Origin of the sequence: Thalassotalea sp. G20_0 (genome assembly GCF_017744175.1) — a bacterium.
In the GTDB taxonomy this organism is placed as follows: domain Bacteria; phylum Pseudomonadota; class Gammaproteobacteria; order Pseudomonadales; family Endozoicomonadaceae; genus Endozoicomonas.
The window spans coordinates 12,910-33,814 of record NZ_JAGHQV010000004.1; the positions used below are offsets into that span (position 1 = coordinate 12,910).

The 20,905-nt window shown below is 50.3% G+C and carries 14 protein-coding genes; 7 read left to right on the forward strand and 7 right to left on the reverse strand.

The features are described 5' to 3' along the window. Positions 1 to 66: 66 nt before the first annotated feature. The 3 genes from J7438_RS02990 to J7438_RS03000 all read right to left on the reverse strand — a co-directional run bounded on the left by J7438_RS02990 (position 67) and on the right by J7438_RS03000 (position 2,142). A complete protein-coding gene (locus tag J7438_RS02990; RefSeq protein WP_101745094.1) occupies positions 67 to 378 on the reverse strand; it encodes a PTS lactose/cellobiose transporter subunit IIA in 312 nt (103 codons plus the stop codon). A 68-nt stretch (positions 379 to 446) separates the two neighbouring features. Beyond that, positions 447 to 1,778, reverse strand: coding sequence for a PTS sugar transporter subunit IIC (locus J7438_RS02995; RefSeq protein WP_209202583.1), 1,332 nt, complete (start codon positions 1,776 to 1,778; stop codon positions 447 to 449). A 49-nt stretch (positions 1,779 to 1,827) separates the two neighbouring features. Then, positions 1,828 to 2,142, reverse strand: coding sequence for a PTS sugar transporter subunit IIB (locus tag J7438_RS03000; protein WP_066014498.1), 315 nt, complete (start codon positions 2,140 to 2,142; stop codon positions 1,828 to 1,830). A 655-nt stretch (positions 2,143 to 2,797) separates the two neighbouring features. On the opposite strand from J7438_RS03000, the gene J7438_RS03005 reads away from it, so the two are divergent. Further along, positions 2,798 to 4,195, forward strand: coding sequence for an OprD family outer membrane porin (locus J7438_RS03005; RefSeq protein WP_209275401.1), 1,398 nt, complete (start codon positions 2,798 to 2,800; stop codon positions 4,193 to 4,195). 180 nt (positions 4,196 to 4,375) lie between these two features. Here J7438_RS03005 and J7438_RS03010 read toward each other — a convergent pair whose 3' ends face one another. The 4 genes from J7438_RS03010 to J7438_RS03025 form a co-directional block, all read right to left on the reverse strand. Beyond that, on the reverse strand, positions 4,376 to 4,531 hold the full coding sequence (locus tag J7438_RS03010) for a hypothetical protein (RefSeq protein ID WP_209275402.1): 156 nt from the start codon (positions 4,529 to 4,531) through the stop codon (positions 4,376 to 4,378). A 4-nt stretch (positions 4,532 to 4,535) separates the two neighbouring features. Beyond that, positions 4,536 to 6,032, reverse strand: coding sequence for a CoA-acylating methylmalonate-semialdehyde dehydrogenase (locus J7438_RS03015; RefSeq protein ID WP_209275403.1), 1,497 nt, complete (start codon positions 6,030 to 6,032; stop codon positions 4,536 to 4,538). A 69-nt stretch (positions 6,033 to 6,101) separates the two neighbouring features. Continuing rightward, a complete protein-coding gene (locus J7438_RS03020) occupies positions 6,102 to 7,262 on the reverse strand; it encodes an iron-containing alcohol dehydrogenase (protein WP_209202575.1) in 1,161 nt (386 codons plus the stop codon). 139 nt (positions 7,263 to 7,401) lie between these two features. Continuing rightward, positions 7,402 to 9,054: a BCCT family transporter gene (locus J7438_RS03025; protein ID WP_209275404.1), complete on the reverse strand. Its 1,653-nt coding sequence runs from the start codon at positions 9,052 to 9,054 to the stop codon at positions 7,402 to 7,404. A gap of 826 nt (positions 9,055 to 9,880) precedes the next feature. Here J7438_RS03025 and gcvA point away from each other — a divergent pair. From gcvA to J7438_RS03055, 6 genes are all read left to right on the forward strand, one after another. Continuing rightward, complete coding sequence (gene gcvA, locus J7438_RS03030) at positions 9,881 to 10,798, forward strand: transcriptional regulator GcvA (protein ID WP_209275405.1); 918 nt, start codon at positions 9,881 to 9,883, stop codon at positions 10,796 to 10,798. A 233-nt stretch (positions 10,799 to 11,031) separates the two neighbouring features. Continuing rightward, a complete protein-coding gene (locus J7438_RS03035) occupies positions 11,032 to 13,530 on the forward strand; it encodes a CoA transferase (RefSeq protein ID WP_209275406.1) in 2,499 nt (832 codons plus the stop codon). A 399-nt stretch (positions 13,531 to 13,929) separates the two neighbouring features. Next, positions 13,930 to 15,225 carry an ankyrin repeat domain-containing protein gene (locus tag J7438_RS03040; RefSeq protein WP_209275407.1) on the forward strand — a complete coding sequence of 432 codons (1,296 nt, stop codon included), beginning with the start codon at positions 13,930 to 13,932 and terminating at the stop codon, positions 15,223 to 15,225. 4 nt (positions 15,226 to 15,229) lie between these two features. Then, on the forward strand, positions 15,230 to 17,800 hold the full coding sequence (locus J7438_RS03045) for an ankyrin repeat domain-containing protein (protein WP_209275408.1): 2,571 nt from the start codon (positions 15,230 to 15,232) through the stop codon (positions 17,798 to 17,800). Positions 17,801 to 17,804: 4 nt separating this feature from the next. Beyond that, positions 17,805 to 18,317, forward strand: a complete 513-nt coding sequence (locus J7438_RS03050; RefSeq protein ID WP_209275409.1) for an ankyrin repeat domain-containing protein — start codon at positions 17,805 to 17,807, stop codon at positions 18,315 to 18,317. 104 nt (positions 18,318 to 18,421) lie between these two features. Beyond that, on the forward strand, positions 18,422 to 20,902 hold the full coding sequence (locus tag J7438_RS03055; protein ID WP_209275410.1) for an ankyrin repeat domain-containing protein: 2,481 nt from the start codon (positions 18,422 to 18,424) through the stop codon (positions 20,900 to 20,902). The last annotated feature ends 3 nt before the right edge of the window (positions 20,903 to 20,905 follow it).

Here is a 20,905-nt window from a genome sequence, read left to right on the forward strand (position 1 = left end):
TCGCTATGGGCATTCTGGATGCCAAAGATCGACTTAGAAAATGGCTGCGTTCAGTCGTTTAAAAAATTATTGGTTGTCCAGTCGCTGATACAGACGGATCATCTCTTCTACCATATCCTGTGCCAGCATAGAGTTCATCAGGTGGTCCTGTGCATGAACCAGCAGCAGGTTAACCGGTACCTTGCCTTCCCCATTGTCAGCAGCGATCAGGGCAGTCTGCATTTTATGGGCCAGTCTGCCAGCTTCGCGGGAATCGGCAAGGGATTTTTCCGCTTTGACATAATCACCACAGCGGGCGTGTGCCAGGGCTTCGAGAGCCTGACTTTTGGCTTCGCCGGATTTAACAATCAATTCCATTACAACGTTGTCGACGTTCATGGGAAGTCTCCTGAAAACAAGGGAGTAGTAGTACACCCACCGGACTCAGCCGGTGGGGAGGGTAGGTGTTACGCGATGGCTGGGTTACCGACGGAGTCAGTCTTGGTGGCACCTGTGGCTGTGGCCTGTTCCTGGGCCATTACCTGCTTCTCGTAGGCTTTGAAGAATGGGTAGTAGATCATGATGTCAATCACCATCAGTACCGCAGTCAGGATAGAAGCCTTGAAGGCCCAGCCTGCACCCCAGGCCGCACCGATCAGGGCTGGAGCAGTCCATGGCGTTACCGCGATGGCTTTGTCAACAATGCCCGTGTTAACGGCAACGTAAGCGATGATGGCGTTCACCACCGGAGCCATCACAAATGGAATGAACAGGGTTGGGTTCATGACCACCGGGGCACCGAACATAACCGGTTCGTTGATCTGGAATGCGCCAGGCAGGAAGCTCATGCGGCCAACGCTGCGCAGGTGAGCGGTTTTACTAAAACTCATCAGGATAACCAGGGACAGTGTTGCACCGGCACCACCGATAAAGATGTAGAAGTCCCAGAAAGGCTGAGTGAACAGGTTAGGTACGGTTTCACCGGCGGCATAGGCAGCAGCATTGGCGCTAATGTTAGCCAGGAAGATAGGCGACAGAATACCTACAACAATGTTGGCACCGTGAATACCGGCAAACCACAGCAGCTGGCAGAGCAGCAGCGCACCAATGATCGCTGGCAGACTGTTGGAAGCGCTGACCAGTGGCTTGAAGATGGTCATTACCGCATCGGGAATCTGCATATCAAAGCCAGACTGTACGAACAGGCTCAGTGGGTACAGCGTTACGAAAATCGCCAGCACCGGAACCAGCAGAGCGAAGGACGCAGCAATGGCTGGCGGTACCTGCTCAGGCATGCGAATAGTAACGTTGTACTTCTTCAGAATGCGGGTCAGCTCTACAGAGAAGTAGGCGACCAGCAGTGCAGTAAAGATACCGGTACCGGCAAAGTGATTCAGTGGCAGAGCCCAGCCTTTTTCAGGCGCAGCAACCAGCAGGAATGACATGGCAGACAGGGCTGCGGCACCAATGGCGTCCATCTGATAGGACTTGGCCAGAGAGTAAGCGACACCCATGGTAATGAACAGGGACATTATCCCCATGCTCATGGTCCAGGGCATGACGATGGTTGGGCGATGTGCAGCAACGAAGTCCAGCCAGGCACGACCGAAAGCGTTGGTGGTATCGGCAGCAAAAGGCGGGTTGGCAAAAATCAGGATAAAACTGCCCACAATAATGAAGGGCATGGCCACCAGAAAGCCATCACGCAGTGCGGTAATATGACGCTGAGCACCCAGCTTGCCGGCTATTGGCCCGAGCTTCTGCTCTACAAATTGTATGAGTTGGTCGTACAGTTTCATGGTTAATCCCCGTTCTCTTAAGTCGCAATCGTTGCTGCGTTGTTTTTTGTTATGCAGTTTCTTCCAGCAGGGCAAGCGCCTGATCGAGAACCTGTTCACCTTTCATCATGCCGTAGGCCATTGGGTCAATAGCTTCTACGCGCTTGTTCAGTTTTGCCGCATGAGCCTGGAAGTCGGCCAGTTTGAATTTGATCTGTGGGCCAAGAAGACATACGTCGTAAGACTCAATAGCTTCTTCAAAGTTGGCCATGCCAACGGCATCGATTTTGACTTCAAGGCCACGGTCAGCAGCGGCCTGTTCCATTTTCTTAACCAGCATGCTGGTTGACATTCCTGCGCTGCAGCATAGAAAAATCTTTTTCATCACATTAACTCCGCTATTCAATTCCAAGACAAGTCAGTTTCGTTGGTCCAGTACAGGTATTTCCGTCTGCTCTTGTGAAGAGCCTGGTCGAAGTGTCCAGGAACTGAACGGGAAACCGTATATGGAAGTTTTTATTACGTTGACAATGAAATCACAGAAGAAATCACAGTGCAATCGGTTTCTGTAACCGGTTTCATTGCGGTTTTCCAGTAATGGCTGGAGTGCTGTAAATGCCTGAAGCCATTGGCATTTCAGCGTCTGCCGGTCGTTTGTTTGCCCGGATGGAATATTCCCTGGCCAGAAGAAACAACTATGTTGACAAGCGATAGGGGTTTAACTGTCGGTTTTCATGATGCAAATCAATTTTTTGTTTTGTGTTTTTTTAGTGGGATGTGAAAAGTGATGAAAATTTGATTTATGACAAAAATGTGAAGAAAAGATTGAAACCGGTTGCGGAAACCGGTTACATTTTTTTTGCGAAAAGATAAACTGACCAGCGTTTACAAAGGCACCGTTTCTTTAGCAACAACAATCATTCGAGAGAAACGGGCAGGGAAAAGGGATTCCTGACTTCTCTGCAGTCAACATAAACAGAAAGTGCTGTCTTTCTAAAAAAAACAGAAAACATACCAGGAGTTAATGGGGATTAACGACGATGTTTAAAAAGACCACACTGGCGACAGCCATCCTTGTTGCAAGTGCCACAACCGGCGCTTTTGCTGCAGACATGACTGATGATTCCATGTACACCGCTGCAGAAAGCACTGGTAATGCATTTTTTGAAGACGCATCAGTAACTGGTGGCGTCTACGCGTTCTCCCGTAAGCGGAACCGCTACAACGTTTCCACTGGCAAGTTTGAGACTAACCTCGATCATACCTCTGTTCTGGGCAATATCGACTTCAGTTCTGGTTATATTGGCGGGATTGTTGGCTTGGATCTTGGCCTGTATGGTTCCATGGATCTTCAGCAGGGTGGCGGTGTTGACCATGAGATGAACTTTTTTCCATGGGACAACCCTCATAACCCAGACTGGTCTCAGACATCAACCAAGGATGATGTGAGCTTCTACAAGGCTGCCCTGAAATTCAAGTTTGCAAATACATGGGCTAAAGCTGGTTATATTCAGCCATCTGGCCCAGGTGGACTGGGTGTTAACTGGAACTTCATGCCTGGTACATACCGTGGAGCCCAGTTCGGTGCAGATTTTGGCAGCCTGAGTGTTGCTTATATGTGGGCTGACGAATACAAGGCACCTTGGTTCCAGGAAACTTATGAGTTCCGTACCAGAAACCCGGATGCAGGTTTAACTGGCGTCAACGACAAAGAGATCGATTATCTGCACTCTGTTGGCGCAGTCTACACCTTTGACAATGGCCTGATTCTGGATGGTGCGTTCTCCCAGTCAGATGATTACCTCGATACATACCATGCCAAAGTCAAGCATTCTATGAAGGTGGCTGATGGTACCTTGAACCTGGCTTACCACTACTATGGAGCCAAAGATGCGGGTGACCTGGAAGTCTATGATGGTAGCGCCTGGCAGCAGGCCCTGACGGCATCTTTCGCTGTTGGTCCTTATACGCTGAAGGCTGAGTCTACAGTGACTCGCGCTAAAGGGGATCAGGGATACTTCATTTACCGTACGACTGTTCCACTTGGCACTTCTGCCGGTGCTTACGACCTGTGGTGGGATTCCAGATCTGACTTCAACCACGATGGAGAAAAAGCCGTTTACGTTGGTTTGTGGCGTGATCTGGCAGACCAGGATCTGGCCGGATGGAGAGTTGGTGCTTCCTTCGCACATGGTTGGGATGGTAAGCCATCAGCAGACTATGGGAACCAGAGTGTAGAACTGAAAGAAAGTGCCTTTAACGTGGATCTTGGCTATACCGTTCAAGATGGGAACTGGAAAGGCAGCAGCGTGGCACTGCACTGGACCAACTACCGCAATCACTCTGGTGAGCCAAGCTGGGATGCTGGCGGCTTTAAAAATGCATTCCAGGATGAGAATGACATTAAGCTGACTATGGTGGTTCCATACTCTTTCTAAACCTGTGACTTCTCCGGCTCTTCCCTGATGGCGCCGGAGTTGACTGTTTAAACCTTTTAATGAATTAGTGAGTTTTTCCTGTAATTGTTGTTCTGTGCGTTCTTTCCGGGTTTTATATGCCCGGTTTTTTTCCCGTCAATAAAGTTATGCCCCGTGACCAGGGTTTACCGGGGGAATACCTCACCGCAGTAACTTGGTTGCCAGAACAATATGTGCCCGGCATGAAGTACCGCCACCGTCTACCCCAAGAAGGAGTAGCTGTTTGTGGACAGTTTTTTTACTGAGCTTTTCGTTAAGAGTGCGGATACCAGCTTTATCCAGCAGGCTTTCTAACAATCTATTATTTCATTGTTGGCATCGAGAATTGAGTACCTTCGCGGATACCGGCAGAAGGCCAGCGTTGAGTAATGGTTTTGCGTCTGGTGTAAAAACGCACGGAGTCAGGGCCGTAAGCGTGCAAGTCACCAAACAGCGAGCGCTTCCAGCCACCAAAGCTGTGGTAAGCAACGGGTACTGGTAGCGGTATGTTGATACCGACCATGCCCACCTGGATGTGATCAGAAAAGTAACGGGCTGCTTCGCCGTCGCGGGTAAAAATACAAGTACCGTTGCCGTATTCGTGAGCATCGATTAAGTCCATCGCTTCTTGCATGGTGTTAACACGGACGACTTGCAGTACAGGGCCAAAGATTTCTTCCTGGTAGCTGGTCATGTCTGGTGTTACCCGGTCTATCAGGGTGCCGCCAACAAAGAAGCCATCGGGGTAGCCATCGACGTTCGGGGTGCGGCCATCAACGACAATGCTTGCCCCCTGGCTTTCGGCATGATTGATGTAGCTGACCACCTTGTCACGATGAGCACCGGTAATAACCGGACCAAAGTCGTTGCTGCTATCGGTGCAGGCACCAACTTTCAGGCCTTTCATTGCCTCAGCCATTTTTGCCACTAATTCATCAGCAGCCTGATCACCAACCGCCACTGCCACGGATAGCGCCATACAACGCTGGCCAGAGGAGCCAAAGGCGGCACCAAGCAGTTGGTTTACTGCGTTATCCATATCGGCATCTGGCATAATAATGGCGTGGTTTTTAGCAGCGCCAAGCGCCTGGCATCGCTTGCCATTTTTAGTCGCTGTTTGGTAGATGTATTCGGCAATGGGTGTTGAGCCAACAAAACTGACCGCTTTAATACGCTCGTCGTTAAGTAAAGTGTCTACCGCAACTTTATCGCCGTTCACCACATTCAGAACGCCGTCAGGTAATCCCGCTTGCTGTAATAGTTCAGCGATAAACAGGGGGGCACCGGGATCACGCTCAGACGGCTTTAGAACAAAGCAGTTACCACAGGCAATGGCTATCGGGAACATCCACAGCGGCACCATAACCGGGAAGTTAAACGGGGTGATGCCAGCAACAACGCCCAGTGGTTGAAATTCACTCCAGGAGTCGATATTCGGGCCAACGTTTTTGCTGTGTTCACCTTTTAATAATTCAGGGATGCCACAGGCGTATTCGACATTTTCAATACCGCGTTGTAATTCACCCGCAGCGTCGTGTGAAATTTTGCCGTGCTCCTGTCCAATAAGTTGGTAAATTTTTTCGGTGTTTTGTTCAAGTAATTCTTTGAACTTAAACATGACGCGGGCACGCTTTATTGTTGGTGTATTGCGCCATGCTGGATAAGCGGCTTCAGCCCTGGTGATCGCTTCTTCAACGGTAGCAACAGAAGCCAGTGCGACTTGTTTTTCTGCCTGGCCTGTTGCGGGGTTATACACTGCTTGAGTGCGTTCAGTATCGTGGACCATTTCACCGTTGATAAAATGACCAATGGTATTCATTGATGTCCTCCCGGGGCTGATATTTTTAGCACTCAGGCACAGTTGATTCATGAGTGCTTGAGCATTGTGCTAATCCCATAGTGCCTGATACATGCTCACGAGTTCTTCAGTACTTGGTACTCTTGGGTTATTGCCTGGTGAGCCTGAGGCCAGGGCTTGTTCCGCCATAGTCTGGCAAACGGAGAAAAATTCATTTTTATCGATACCGAATTGCGCTGGCGTTGGTACGGATAACTCTTCGTTGAGGGCCTTGAGTTCAGTTAATAATTTTTCATTGGCTTGCCGGTCACTGGCCCGGTGAGCAGCGATGCCCATAGCCCGGGCACAATCCGCGTAGCGCCCGGGGGCAGCAGGAATAGAATATTCCGTGACATCCGGTAATAACATGGCATTCGATAAACCGTGCGGTACGTGGAAAAAAGCGCCAATAGGGCGGCTCATACCGTGTACCAGGGCAACCGATGCGTTAGAGAAAGCAACACCCGCCAGGGTCGAACCCAACATCATTTGTTCCCGGGCCTGTTGATCTTCGCCATTGTGGTAAACCTTGCGCAGGTTTGGCGCAATGAGTTTCATGGCGGCAATGGCTTGCGTATCGCTGTAAGCATTGGCTTTTCTACTGACGTAAGCTTCAATGGCGTGGGTCAGGGCATCAATACCGGTATCTGCGGTGGTTCGGGCTGGTACACTGATGGTCAGCGTGTAGTCAACGAGCGCGGCAACAGGCATAAAGCCGGTACCAATACAGAGCATTTTTTCGTCGCTGGTTTCGTCAGTAATAATGGTGACACGGGTTGCTTCTGAGCCGGTACCGGCAGTAGTTGGAATCGCGATAAGGGGTAAGCCGGGTTCGTTGACAATACGCGGGAAACGGTAATCTTTCATGTCACCGCCGTATTGAGCGAGCATTGCAATGGCTTTGGCGCTATCGATAGAACTACCACCACCTAAAGCAATTATGCCGTCATAATCACCTGCCCTGGCCATTTCCACCCCGGCTTGAATGGAGGCAACGGTTGGCTCGGGCACGGTGTCTGAGAAAACATCAAACGTTATATGTTGCTGTTCCAGTACTTTTGTGATGTTAGCGACATAGCCTAATTTAACCATCATGTTATCAGTGACAATCAGGGCGCGGGAGCAGCCCATACTGGTTAAAATATCAGCGACTGCCAAACTCGCATGTTCACCAACTTGCAGAATACGCGGAAGAATGATCTGTGAAGACATGTGGTTTTCCTTATTCGTTAGGACAGTCTATTCACTGGCAAGCGTTGATATCCATGCCGTTCACACAAGCGGAGTCGAAGTGCAGTGCTCCCATCCTTCGACTCCGCTCAGGATGAACGGGTATTGGTGCTTTTCTGCACTAAACATTTTGATTAGTCGCCAGGCACTCCGCTGTTTCCTGCTTACTGCGCTTGAGCGCATAGCCTTGACCGTATTCCGGTGGCAGTGGAGTATCACCGGGGGTGACTGAGTATGGCATGTCAATATTGGGTTCCTCGCGAAAAGCCTTATACAAGCCCCAGGTAGTAAGCGCCAGAACAATAGAATAGGGCAGTGCCGCAACAATAGAGGCGGTTTGTAACGCTTTTAAGCCACCGGCAATTAATAACACACCGGCAACCGCACCAATGAGTAAGCCCCAGAACATACGTAACTTGGGAGGTGATTTTTGTTTGCCCATAGACACTAACGTACAGATAACCAGGGTTGCCGAGTCAGCAGAAGTGATAAAGTAAGTCACTAGCATGACTGTGCAGATAATGGCACCGATTCCAACAACAACCGTACCCAGGTCCATTAACTCCATGGTGACAAATAAAGCCGTTGTAATATCTTTATTAATGGCCTCTGTGACCCCGCCAGAACCAAAGAGTTCAATAAAAATAGCCGTATTACCAAACGCGGTGATCCAAAAGGTTGCCAGTAACGTTGGTGCGATCAAGACTCCCAGAATAAACTCTTTGACGGTACGGCCTTTAGAGATACGGGCAATAAAAATGCCGACGAAGGGTGCCCAGGCGATCCACCAGCCCCAATAAAACAGGGTCCAACAACTTTGCCATTGACTTTTGGGATCCGGGTCAACCCAAAAACCGAGCCCGATGGCATGGGTCATGTAATCACCCAGGTTAGTGGCAAAGGCTCCCAGTAAATAAGCAGTTGGCCCCAGAACAATAAAGAAGGTCAGCATTAATGCGGTAAGGCGCATGTTTAATTCGCTGACTTTTTTCAGGCCTTTGTCCAGGCCTCTTAACGTTGAGAGCGTTGCCAATCCTGTAATGATCGCAATAATGATCACTTGGTTGGCCGGGCTGATATTGATACCAAACAGATAGCTAATACCTGCGTTCATCTGCTGAGCGCCAAGTCCTAACGAGGTGGCGATACCAAATACAGTACCGAAAACCGCCAGCAAGTCCGCCATGTGACCAATCGGGCCGTATATTTTGTTGCCAAAGGTCGGGTACAAGCCAGAACGGATCGATAATGGCAAGCCTTTGCGGTAAGTGAAATAAGCTAATGCCATCCCCGTAATCGCAAATAGTGCCCAACCGTGTAAGCCCCAGTGAAAGATACTGAAGCGCATCGCTACCTGTGCGGCTGCCACGGTTTTTGCCTGGCCTTCGGCAATAAAAGGATTGCTTTGCAAGTGGTAAATTGGCTCGGCAATACTCCAGAACAGGATGCCGATACCAATACCCGCACTAAACAGCATCGAGAACCAGGAAAAGAAGCCGTATTCTGGTTTGTCGTTGTCGTGACCTAACTTAATGCGGCCAAAGCGACTAAACGCTGTGTATATGGCCAGGAGTAAAAAGAAACTCATCAGGATAGCGTAATACCAGGCCAGGCTGGTGGCGATAAAGCGCTTGGCGGCTTCATAGAGGCTATTAGCGTATGCCGGGGCAATGATCGTAAAAAGGACAAAGGCGACAATGACTATCGCCGAGCCCCTGCTCATCACGGGATGGGTATTGGCAAAAATACCGGTTACTGACTTCGGGCTGTTCATAGTGTCGCTCCGCTCGGTAAACCTGGACGCACGGGTAAGTACTCAAAAACGCCTGCACTGACTTGCGCAAGGGATATTGTGCAGGGGTAAGGTCGGGTCATCCGGAACACTGAGCCGTTTTTTCCTGAATGCCTTTGAATGGTCTTAACCTTAATTTCCATCGCCTGCTCGGAGCTGGGCTCCCGACCGAAACGGGTGGATCCCTCGGGAATGTCTTCATGCGCAATCACCTCTTCTGCACAAACAGGAGGGCATGGTGGTTAGGGGCGTTATCGAGTGGTTCAATCCGGGCCTGTTGCCGGGCAACTGCTCTTGCAGCTGAACATTCTGGTCCTGCCGTTGAGCAGTATACTCAGGCAGGCTGGATGGTAAGTCTTCGGGAAATGATATAAACATAAAGGTCAGGTTAGACGACAGGAAGTAATATTTCCTCATGTACCTGTTTTTGCGTACTTACAAGCACGACACCCGTTGGTAACATTTGCTTTCGCAAGTCAATATGCTTTTTTTCGCGTTTGTTGTTATTCATTTTATTTTGCCTCGCTCTGAAAAAATACGATGATTGCCAATCAGTCATTTCTCTAATAGCGACTTTTACGACATGGTATAATTTTGAGCAGCTTTCGGTTTGAAGACAATCAATAAAACTTATGGCAAAGGTATAAAATAATTTGTAAGTGCCACTTATTAAGTTATGTAATATTAAAAACCAAAGCTAAAAAGCTTGAAAATAATAATTAAACATTTGTTTAAGTCGTTAACTTCCCTTTGATCTGGCCAGTTTGCAATATGATTTCAAATGCTCAGGTACTTATACGGTATTCTTATGAAAAAACGACTGCCGCCCTTAAACTGGATCAGGGCATTTGAGGCCTCTGCCCGGCACTTGAGTTTTACTCATGCGGCTAACGAGCTAAACCTTACTCAGGCAGCCGTGAGCCAGCAGGTCAAGGGCCTGGAGAGCCAGTTGGGTTGTTTATTGTTTCGCCGGTTACCAAGGGGACTGGAGCTGACCGATGCCGGGGCCGCCTATCTACCTGCTGTCCACGATTCTGTTGAGCGCCTGACCGTTGCCACGGAAGAGATCTTTGGCCATGGTCGAACGAACCTGCTGACCATTAAAGTGAATATGGTGTTTTTTATTAAGTGGTTAGCGCCGAGGCTGAAAAATTTTAGAAAGCAACATCCGGGTACTAACCTGCGTTTGACCAGCAATATCTGGGTGAATGAAGTTGAGCGGGAAAATAGCCTGGATAGCGATCTGGAAATTCGTTACGGCAAGGGCCATTGGCAGGGGATGACCAGCGACCGGTTAACCTGGGATGAGCTCTTTCCTGTGTGCAGTCCCGACTACCTGGCAAAATACCCGATTGATGAAGACACCTTTGATCTCTCTGAGCATATGTTGCTGCACGTGATGGGCTATGAAGAAGGTTGGGGGCACTGGCTCAGTCAGGCCAATTATAAAGATATTAAGACCAGCCAGGGCTTTTATATGGACACCTTGGTATCGGCATTGGAGTTGGCAGTATTGGGGGAGGGTATTGCGCTTGGTCGCACCAGCCTGGTAAGGGATCTGATCGATTCGGGTAAGTTGGTTACCCCGTTTAAAACTAAAATTCCAACCGATGAAGCTTTTTATCTCGTTTACCCCAACTCTCATGTTAAACATCAGGATGTCGAGGCATTTCGTACCTGGTTGCTCAGTGAAGTTCAACCGGCCCGGGAGGCTGACCGGGAATAGGCTGTTATAAAAAAATTAAGATCAAAGATAATGTTTTTATTGCTGGTCAGTTTTTATCAAGCGTTTATTATGTCGGTGTTTAATAAATTTGAAAGGTAACTACTCAGTTTTCAAATGAGCTAATTAATTAATAACGACTTTTATGATAAACAAAATTATTACTTTTCACGTTTTTACGCTGGAGATTGAAAGTCAGAACTACTAATTAAATAGAGTGAGAAAACACATTGAGTATGAAAGCAGATTTACCATTAATCGGTATTCGGGTTATCGATTTTGGCCAGCAAATAGCCGGGCCTGCGGTTGCCATGATTCTGGCTGACCTGGGGGCAACGGTGATTCATATTGATCCGCCAACCGGGCCACAATGGCAGAGTCCTGCCAATGCTGTTTTGAACCGGAACAAAACCACGGTAAATATTGATCTGAAATCTGATCAGGGTCTGGCACAGGCGTTAAGCTTAATTGATCACGCCGATATTGTTTTAGAAAGTTTTCGTCCCGGTGTCTTAACGCGTCTGGGAATTGATTTTGCACAGTTGCGGCAAGCACGTCCTGAGCTGATCACTATTTCCATGCCGGGCTATGCCAGTAATGATCAATTGCGCAGTCAGTGGAAAGCAACAGAGGCTATTGTTGCGGCTAACTCTGGTGCTTTCACCGATATGGGCTTTAACCGGGTGTTGATGGGCGTGGATCCCAGTTTTTCTCCTTTGTCATTGTGCTCAGCCTATGCGACAACGCTGGCGGCCAGCTCGGTGGTGATGGCACTGTTCGCCCGGGAAAAACTCGGTGTTGGTGATCATATTGAAGTGCCGATTGTCGCTGCCTTAATGGAAGGGTTGTCGTACAACTCCATCGTTATTGAAGATTTGCCCAAACGCTACCTGACCATGCGCGAGCATGAAATCAACCATCGCAAGGAAAACAATCTGCCGATGGATGTTAGCTACGACGATTTACAAGAATACCTGGATCCCTTCTATCGCACTTACCAATGCAAAGACGGTCGCTTTTTCTACGTCGTTTGTCCATCCCATCGCAATCACGCCAAACGCTGTCTACAGGTGACGGGCTTATATGACGAGTTGTTGGCCGAAGGCTTACCTGAGGTGAACAATCTGCATTTACCGGTTGATGAGTGGGATGACGAAACCTCCATTGGCGTTTATCCACTGCCGAAAAAGTGGGCTGACATTATCTCAGCCAAAATGAAGCGGGTGTTTTTAACCAAAACCTCAGAAGAGTGGGGAGTTATCTTTGGCGAAGGGCAAATTCCGGGGGCACCCCATCGCACCACTCAGGAATGGGTCAACAGTGACCACTGTGCGCAAGCGGGATTGATCGTTGAAGTGGATGATCCTGAATATGGAATGATGAAACAACCGGGGCCTATGGTCTGGCTGGAAGAATCGGCGGAACAAATGTTACAGCCAAGGGCCAGAGTCACGGTTGATTTTGAGGCAGCACTGGCTGAGCTTTTAGATGTTAAAGCAACGCCCCGGCTAACTGGCGCGGTTGCGGCACAGGACAACCGACAGGCCTGGTTGGCAGGTGTGAAAATACTCGATTTGACCAATGTTATTGCCGGCCCCCATTCTGCCGCCTTTTTAAGTCGCTTTGGTGCCGAAGTGATCAAATTGGATCCGGTTACACCATTGTATGATCCACTGATTGGCACCGTGTACAGTTTTCAAGCCAATATTGGCAAAAAGAGTGCTTTGGTTGATATCAATACTGAACAGGGACAGACTATTTTTCACCAGTTAATTCGATCCGTTGACCTGGTGTTAATTAATGCCCCCGAGCGCCAGATAGTGCCTTTGGGCCTGGACGAAGCCAGCTTACAGGCCGTTAATCCGGGCGTGTTATTCTGTCGATTAGACTGCCTGGGAGGACCAACCCGTGGACCCAAAACAGACTACATAGGTTATGACGACATTATTCAGGCAAATAGCGGCATTATGAGTCGTTTTGGTGGACCACAAACGCCAGAGGAACACGCACACTTAGGCACTTTGGATGTTAATTGTGGTTTTGTTGGCGGTTTGGGGATGGCCTTAAGTCTTTATCATAAAATGCGCACCGGGCGGCATAGCCGGGCGTGCACTTCGTTATCTGCGGCAACCAATCTGGCACAAATTAAATTTGCCTATGATTACCAGGGGCGTGCTCCGTTTGATGAAGCTTCCGGGCGAGAAGCCTTGGGCAATCACGATTTATCGCATTTTTACGCAACGAAAGACGGCAATTTATTTATTGATGCCAGCGAGCAGGAGTTGATCAAGCTTGAACGCGTTCCGGGCCTTGCTGGCATTAGTGAAGCAAAAGATAAGAAGGCCTTTTTGACCGAGGTTCTCTTAGGGGAAAGTGCTGATCATTGGGCGCAGGCGCTGCGGGAACAGGATATAGCAGCGGTGCGCTCAGTGGGGATCGCCGAGCTTCGAGAGCGTTACACTCGCCCTGCCGATGGTAAAGTGGGAATTGACCTTGGCAGTTATGCGTTTTCCAGCTACCGGGATCATCCCAGTGGACACGCAGTGACTATTATTGATCACTACTCAATCAGGCCTTCACGGGCACAGATTATTGCGCAAACACCAACCGAGCGATTAGGCCGTTCGACTACTGAAATTGTTGCGGGTCTTGGCTATACCGATGAACAAATTGCAACCATGCTAAACGACAAAGTTATCGGTACTGGCTGGGGGAAAGAGTACTTGCCGAGTTAAGCGTGAACGGTTATCCGGTGTTGTCGTGGGCGAAACTCTCCCACGGGATCCCCCCGTGGGAATGCATATCGTACTCGCTATAAATGAAAAACCTTCCTTAAGTACCACCTCCGTTTATACCCTTGTGGTCAGTTTTCTACTGAGTTTTCCTGACTTTATATCCCCGGTTTTTTTCTATTCATAAAGTCATACGACCAAGGTTCACCGTGGGAATTCATCACCGCAGCGCCGTGGGCATCAGAACAAAACACAGGCAACAGGGTTGCGCAATAGGCCTTTTGAACTAGCCTCTATTTTGCCATTTGGCTCTTAAAGCGATGACACACCAGATTCAGGAACTAAAAGACAGGTATCAACTTTCCTCTTTGGGATTTTCCAGCAACGGACCGAAGGACAGAAATGAACCCAAACATCAGACAATGTTTATTGCCCCGGGATGACATCGACAATCCGGAGGAAGCGGCCGGGAGTTCCAATGCACAGCCATCATCTTCTCTCCAGCAACCCGTTGCCAGCGCAGATAATATTTCAAAACGTACCGTGGCTTCCCCGGGCAACGGAAGAATGCATCCATCGACGTCTGATTCTGAGTTGGGTGATTTGGGCGATCAACTGGCAGTAGCAATCAGGAAGGGTGACCGGAAAGCTGTGGACAACCTGCTGAGCCTGCTGAAGGAGCGGAAGATTGACCCCAATCTCTGTGACCGGCGAGGCCACCACCCGCTCTCCTGGATCAGTGAAAGACACAGCGGACTGTCCAATGTCCTCAAAACCCTCCTGAACAGTGGGGTTGACCCCAATTTCAACACCGTCGACCCGTTGACTAATAGAGAGAACAAACCTCTGCTTCTGGCTGCCAGAAATGGCAAGTATGAAATCAGCAAGGTCCTGCTGGAACACGGAGCTGATCCGCATGTCCATGACTGCCGTAATTGTACGGCGCTGCACCTGGCCGTACGGCAAGTACGCGATCAGAGTATCATGCTCCTGAAGTGCCTGCTGAATCACGGTGCCGATATTAATGCCCGTAATCATTTTGGGCACACCCCGCTGTGCATTGCCATCTTTAATAACGAACTCCTGGCCGTTAACATCCTGCTGGCCGAAGGTGCCGACCCCAATATTCCTGATAAAGATGGTAGTACCGCGCTGGACTTTGCAGTCCTTCGCTGGAGTGCCAGCATGGCCGACGATTTGCTGGCTCATGGTGCCAATCCTGATAAGCCCGGTGACATCCACAGCGGCAGGTTTAGCAACCCACTCTGCGAGGCATTAAGTAAACAATACACAGACGACGACATTGTGAGTATGCTCCTTGCCTACGGTGCCGATCCCAACAAGACGAGCAAGAATGGCGATACCCCGCTGCATCTGGCGATAGCAAGTAGCAACTCAACCTGTGTTGACATGCTGCTGGCCCACGGTGCCAACCCCAATATTCGCAACCGGTCAGGCCAGACCGCCCTGGCGGTTGCCTTAGATGCAGGGCTATCTCCTCGCATCATCGATGCCCTGCGTGAGCCCTTTAAACCCAGGTCGCTGAAGATTTGTGCCCGAGACTGTATTCGTGCAACCCTGATGCGGCCACAGATGACTCCGAAAAAAACTCGGGCAAAACCGCTGTCAATAGTATCTCAACGCCTGCCGTTGCCAAATACCTTGACAAAATTTGTGTCCAACCCACTGACTCTTTAACGAAATGTTCTCAAGCATCAGACAATGTTCATCTTCCCGGGATGACACTGGCAATCCTGAGGGAACGGCTGGGAGTCCCCAGGCACAGCCAGTATCTTCTCTCCAGCAACCTGTTGCCAGCGCAGAAAATAGTTCAGCACGTGGGGTGGCTTCCCCAGGCAACGGGAGCTTACATCCACTGACGTCTGATGTCGATTTGCGGGGCTTGGGCGATCAACTGGCAGCGGCAATCATTAAGCGAGACCTGGCAGCCGTCAACAACCTGCTGAACCGGGTGCAGGATCTGGGGATCGACCCCAATCTCTGCGACCGGCAAGGCTACTACCCGCTTTATTGGGCCAGTTGCCAGGGCAGAGCTGACAGAATTCTCAAGACCCTGCTGGACAGGGGAGCGAACCCCAATCTCTGCAACATTGATTCGTGGAATAGAAAAGAGAACATACCTCTACTTTGTGCCGCCGAAAACGGCAGTTATGAGGTCAGCAAGGTCTTGCTGGAATACGGAGCTGATCCGCAAGCCCGTGATGGCTCTGATTGGACGGCGCTGCACTGGGCCACATTTAAATTCGGCAAACAGAGCATCATGCTCCTGAAGTGCCTGCTGGATCACGGTGCTGATATTAATGCCCGTAATAGTATGGGACGCACCCCGCTGAGCAATGCCGTCATTGGTGACATTCTTCTGGCCGTTAACATCCTGCTGAGCGAAGGTGCCGATCCCAATATTCCTGATAATTACGGTCGTACCGCGCTAGGCCATGCAGTCTCTAACAGGAGCACCAATATGGTTGACGACTTGCTGGCTCACGGTGCCAATCCTGATACGCCCGGCGACATCTCCAGCTACGGGTGGAGCAACACACTGTGCACGGCATTAAGTAAGCAATACACAGACGACATTGTGTATATGCTCCTTGCTTACGGTGCCAATCCCAACAAGGCGAGCAAAAAGGGCGATACCCCGCTGCATCTGGCGATAGAAAAAAGCAACGCAACCTGTGTTGACATGCTGCTGGCCCATGGAGCCAATCCCAATATTCGCAACCAGTCAGGCCAGACTGCCCTGGAGGTTGCTCTCGTTACAGGGGCACCTCCGCGCATCATTGATGCCCTGCGTGAGCCCTTTAAACCCGGGTCGCTGCTGATTTGTGCCCGAAACTGTATTCGTGCAACCCTGATGCGGCCCCGGATGACCCCGAAAAAAAACCGGATAAAACCGCTGTCAAAAGAATCTCAACACCTGCCGTTAGCAGATCATTTGACAAAATCTGTGTCTAACCCACTGACTTTTAAAAAAATGTACTCAAGCATCAGACAATGTTCACCTGACGCTGCCAATCCGGAGGAAACGGCTGGGGATCCCCACGCACAGCCAGTAACTTCTCTCCAGCAACCTTTTGCCCGCGCAGAAAATATTTCACGTGGGGTTGCGTCCCCAGGCAACGGGAGCATGCATCCATCGACGTCTGATCTCGATTTGGTTGATTTGGGCGATCAACTGGTAGCAGCAACCAGTGATGGTGACCGGAAAGCCGTGGACAACCTGCTGGACCTGCTGGAGGAGCGGGGGATTGACCCCAATCTCTGTGACCGGCAAGGCCACCACCCGCTCTATTGTATCAGTTACCGATTCAACAGAGTGTCAGATGTCATCAAGACCCTGCTGACCAGGGGGATTGACCCCAATTTCTCCACTTTCGACCCGTTGACTAATAAAGAGTACATACCTCTGCTTCTGGCTGCCGAAAATGGCAGTTATGAGATTAGCAAGGCCTTGCTGGACCACGGAGCTGATCTGCAAGCCCATGACTGCGGGTGGACGGCGCTGCACTTTGCCGCACGGAAATTAAGCGAACAGAAAGTCATGCTCCTGAAGTGCCTGCTGGATCACGGTGCCGATATTAATGCCCGTAATCATGATGGGCACACCCCGCTGTGCATTGCGGTCCTTCATAAAGAACTTCTGAACGTTAACATCCTGCTGGGCGAAGGTGCCGATCCCAATATTCCTGATAAAGATGGTAAAACCGCGCTGGACTATGCAGTCTTTAACAGGCGCGCCAACATGGTCGACGACTTGCTTGCTCATGGTGCCAATCCTGATACGTCTGGCAGCATCCACTGCTACGGGTTGAGCAACCCACTTTGCGTGGCATTAGGCAGGCAATACGCAAACGACATTGTGAGTATGCTCCTTGCCTACGGTGCCAATCCCAACAAGGCAAGCAAAAAGGGCGATACCCCGCTGCATCTGGCAATAGAGAAAAGCAACTCAACCTGTGTTGACATGCTGCTGGCCCATGGTGCCAATCCCAATATTCACAACCAGTCAGGTCAGACCGCCCTGGCGGTTGCCGTAGATGCAGGGTTACCTCCTCGCACCATTGATGCCCTGCGTGAGCCCTTTAAACCCTGGTCGCTGAAAGTTTGTGCCCGAAACTGTATTCGTGCAACCCAGATGCAGCCACAGATGACCCCGAAAAAAACTCGGGCAAAACCGCTGTCAATAGTATCTCAACGCCTGCCGTTGCCAAATACGTTGAAAAAATTTGTGTCCAACCCACTGACTCTTTAACGAAATGTTTGCAAGTATCAGACAATGTTCATCTTCCCGGGATGACACTGCCAATCGGTGGAATAGAAAAACGCACATACCTCTAATTTGTGCCGCCGACAGGGGCAGTTATGAGGTCAGCAGGGTCTTGCTGGAATACGGAGCTGATCCGCAAGTCCGTGGCTGTTCTAATTGGACAGCGCTGCACTGGGCCGCATGGGAATACAAGATACAAAGCGTCATGCTCCTGAAGTGCCTGCTGGATCACGGGGCTGATATTAATGCCCGTAATAGTAGGGGATACACTCCGCTGTGCAATGTCGTCATTGGCGATAATCCTCCGGCCGATAACATCCTGCTGAGCGAAGGTGCCGATCCCAATATTCGCAACCAGTCAGGCCAGACCACCCTGGAGGTTGCCGCCGTTGCAGGGGCAGCTCCTCGCATCATTGATGCTCTGCGCGAGCCCTTTAAACCCGGGTCGCTGCAGATTTGTGCCCGAAACTGTATTCGTGCAACCCTGATGCGCCCCGGATGATCCCGAAAAAAAACCGGGCAAAACCGCTGACAATAGCATCTCAACACCTGCCGTTGTCAGAACCCTTGAAGAAATTTGTGTCCCACCCACTGACTTTTAAAGAAATGTACCCAAACATCAAACAGTGTTTATTTCCCGAGGATGACTCTGCCAATCCGCAGGAAACGGCCGAGGGTTCCCACGCACAGCCTGTATCTTCTCAGCAGCTACCTGTTGTCAGCGCAGAAAATATTTCAGCACGTGCGGTGGCTTCCACAGGCAACGGAAGCATCCAGCCATCGACGTCTGATCTCGATTTGGGTGATTTGGGCAATCAACTGGCAGCGGCAATCAGGAAGGGAGACCTGCAAGTCCTCGATAACCTGCTGAACCTGCTGGAGAAGCGGGGGATTGCCCCCAATCTCTGCGACCAGCAAGGCCACTACCCGCTCTATTGGGTCAGTGATAATTTCAGAGCGTCCATTATCCTCAGGACCCTGCTGGACAGGGGGGTTGACCCCAATATCTCCACCATTGATCCGTATAATAATAAAGAGTACATACCCCTGCTTCAGGCTTCCAGTAACGGCAGTTATGAGGTTAGCAAGGCCTTGCTGGAGCACGGAGCTGATCCGCAAGCCCGTGACAGCCTTAATTACACAGCGCTGCACTTGGCCACATGGGCAGGAGACAGGCAGATCATCATGCTCCTGAAGTGCCTGCTGGATTACGGTGCTGATATTAATGCCCGTAATGATCCGGGGCGCACCCCGCTGTGCAATGCCATCATCCGCGGTGAACTTTCGGCCGTTAACGTCCTGCTGGACGCAGGGGCCGATCCCAATATTCCTGATAATCAAGGTTTTACCGCGTTGGACTATGCAGTCTCCAGAGGAAACACCAGCATGGTCGACGACTTGCTGGCTCATGGTGCCACTCCTGATACGTCTGGTGATAAGCTCGATGAAATCGGGTGGAGCAACGCACTGTACGAGGCATTACGCGGGCAAAGGACAGGTATTGTGGATATGCTCCTGGCTTACGGTGCCAATCCCAACAAGGTGAGCATAAAGGGCGATCCCCCGCTGCATATGGCGATAGAGAAAAGCAACTCAACCTTTGTTGATATGCTGCTGGCCCATGGTGCCAATCCCAATATTCGCAACCCGTCAGGCCAGACTGCCCTGGAGGTTGCCGTTGTTGCAGGGTCACCTCCTCGCATCATTGATACCCTGCGTGAGCCCTTTAAACCCATGCCGCTGAAGATTTGTGCCCGAAACTGTATTCGTGCAACCCTGATGCGGCCACAGATGACCCTGAAAAAAACTCGGGCAAAACCGCTATCAATAAAATCTCAACGCCTGTCGTTGTCAGATCCTTTGACAAAATTTGTGTCCAACCCGCTGGCTGTTAACGAAACGTACTCAAACATCAGACAATGTTTATCCCGGGATGACACGGCCAATTCGAAGGCAACGGCCGAGGGTTGGCACGCACAGCCATTACCTTCTCTCCAGCAACCCGTTGCCAGCGAAGGAAATATTTCAGCACGTGCGGTGGCTTCCCCGGGTAACGGGAACATACATTCATCGACGTCTGACCTCGATTTGGGTGATTTGGGTGATCAACTGGCAGTAGCAATCAGGAACGGGAGGAAAGGTGATCTGTCAGCCCTCTACGACCTGCTGAACCTGCTGGAGGAGCAGGGAATCAATCCCAATCTCTGTGACCAGCAAGGCCGCTACCCGCTTTTTTGGTTCAGGGACTCATACAGAGTGCACAAATGTCTCAAGACACTGCTGTACAGAGGGATTGACCCCAATATCTCCACTATCGATCCGTTGACTAATGAAGAGTTCATACCTCTGCTTCTGGCTGCCAAAAAAGGCAGTTATGATGTCTGCAAGGCCTTGCTGGATCACGGGGCTGATCCGCAAGTCCATGACCTCGCTCATTGGACGGCGCTGCACTGGGCCGGATCGAAACCAGACAATCAGACCGTCATGCTCCTGAAGTGCCTGCTGGATCACGGTGCCGATATTAATGCCCGTAATAGTATGGGACACACCCCGCTGTGCAATGCTGTCATTGATGGCGTATTTTCACTTTTGACCGTTAACATTCTACTGGGCGAAGGTGCCGATCCCAATATTCCTGATAATGACGGTAGTACCGCGTTGGATCATGCAGTCTTTAACGGGCGCACCAACATGGTTGACGATTTGCTGGCTCATGGTGCCAATCCCAACAAGGCGAGTAGAAAGGGCGAAACCCCGCTGCATCTGGCGATAAAGAAAAGCAACTCAACCTGTGTTGACATGTTGCTGGCCCATGGTGCCAATCCTGATATTCGCAACCAGTCAGGCCAGACCGCCCTGGAGGCTGCCCTCGCTACAGGGGCACCTGTGCACATCATTGATGCCCTGCGTGAGCCCTTTAAACCCGGGGCGACGAAAGTTTGTGCCCGAAATTGTATTCGTGCAACCCGGGTGCAGCCACAGATGACTCCGAAAAAAAACCGGGCCAAACCGCTGTCAGTAGTCACTCAACGTTTGCCGTTGCCAAATACGTTGAAAAAATTTGTGTTCAACCCACTGACGTTTTAACGA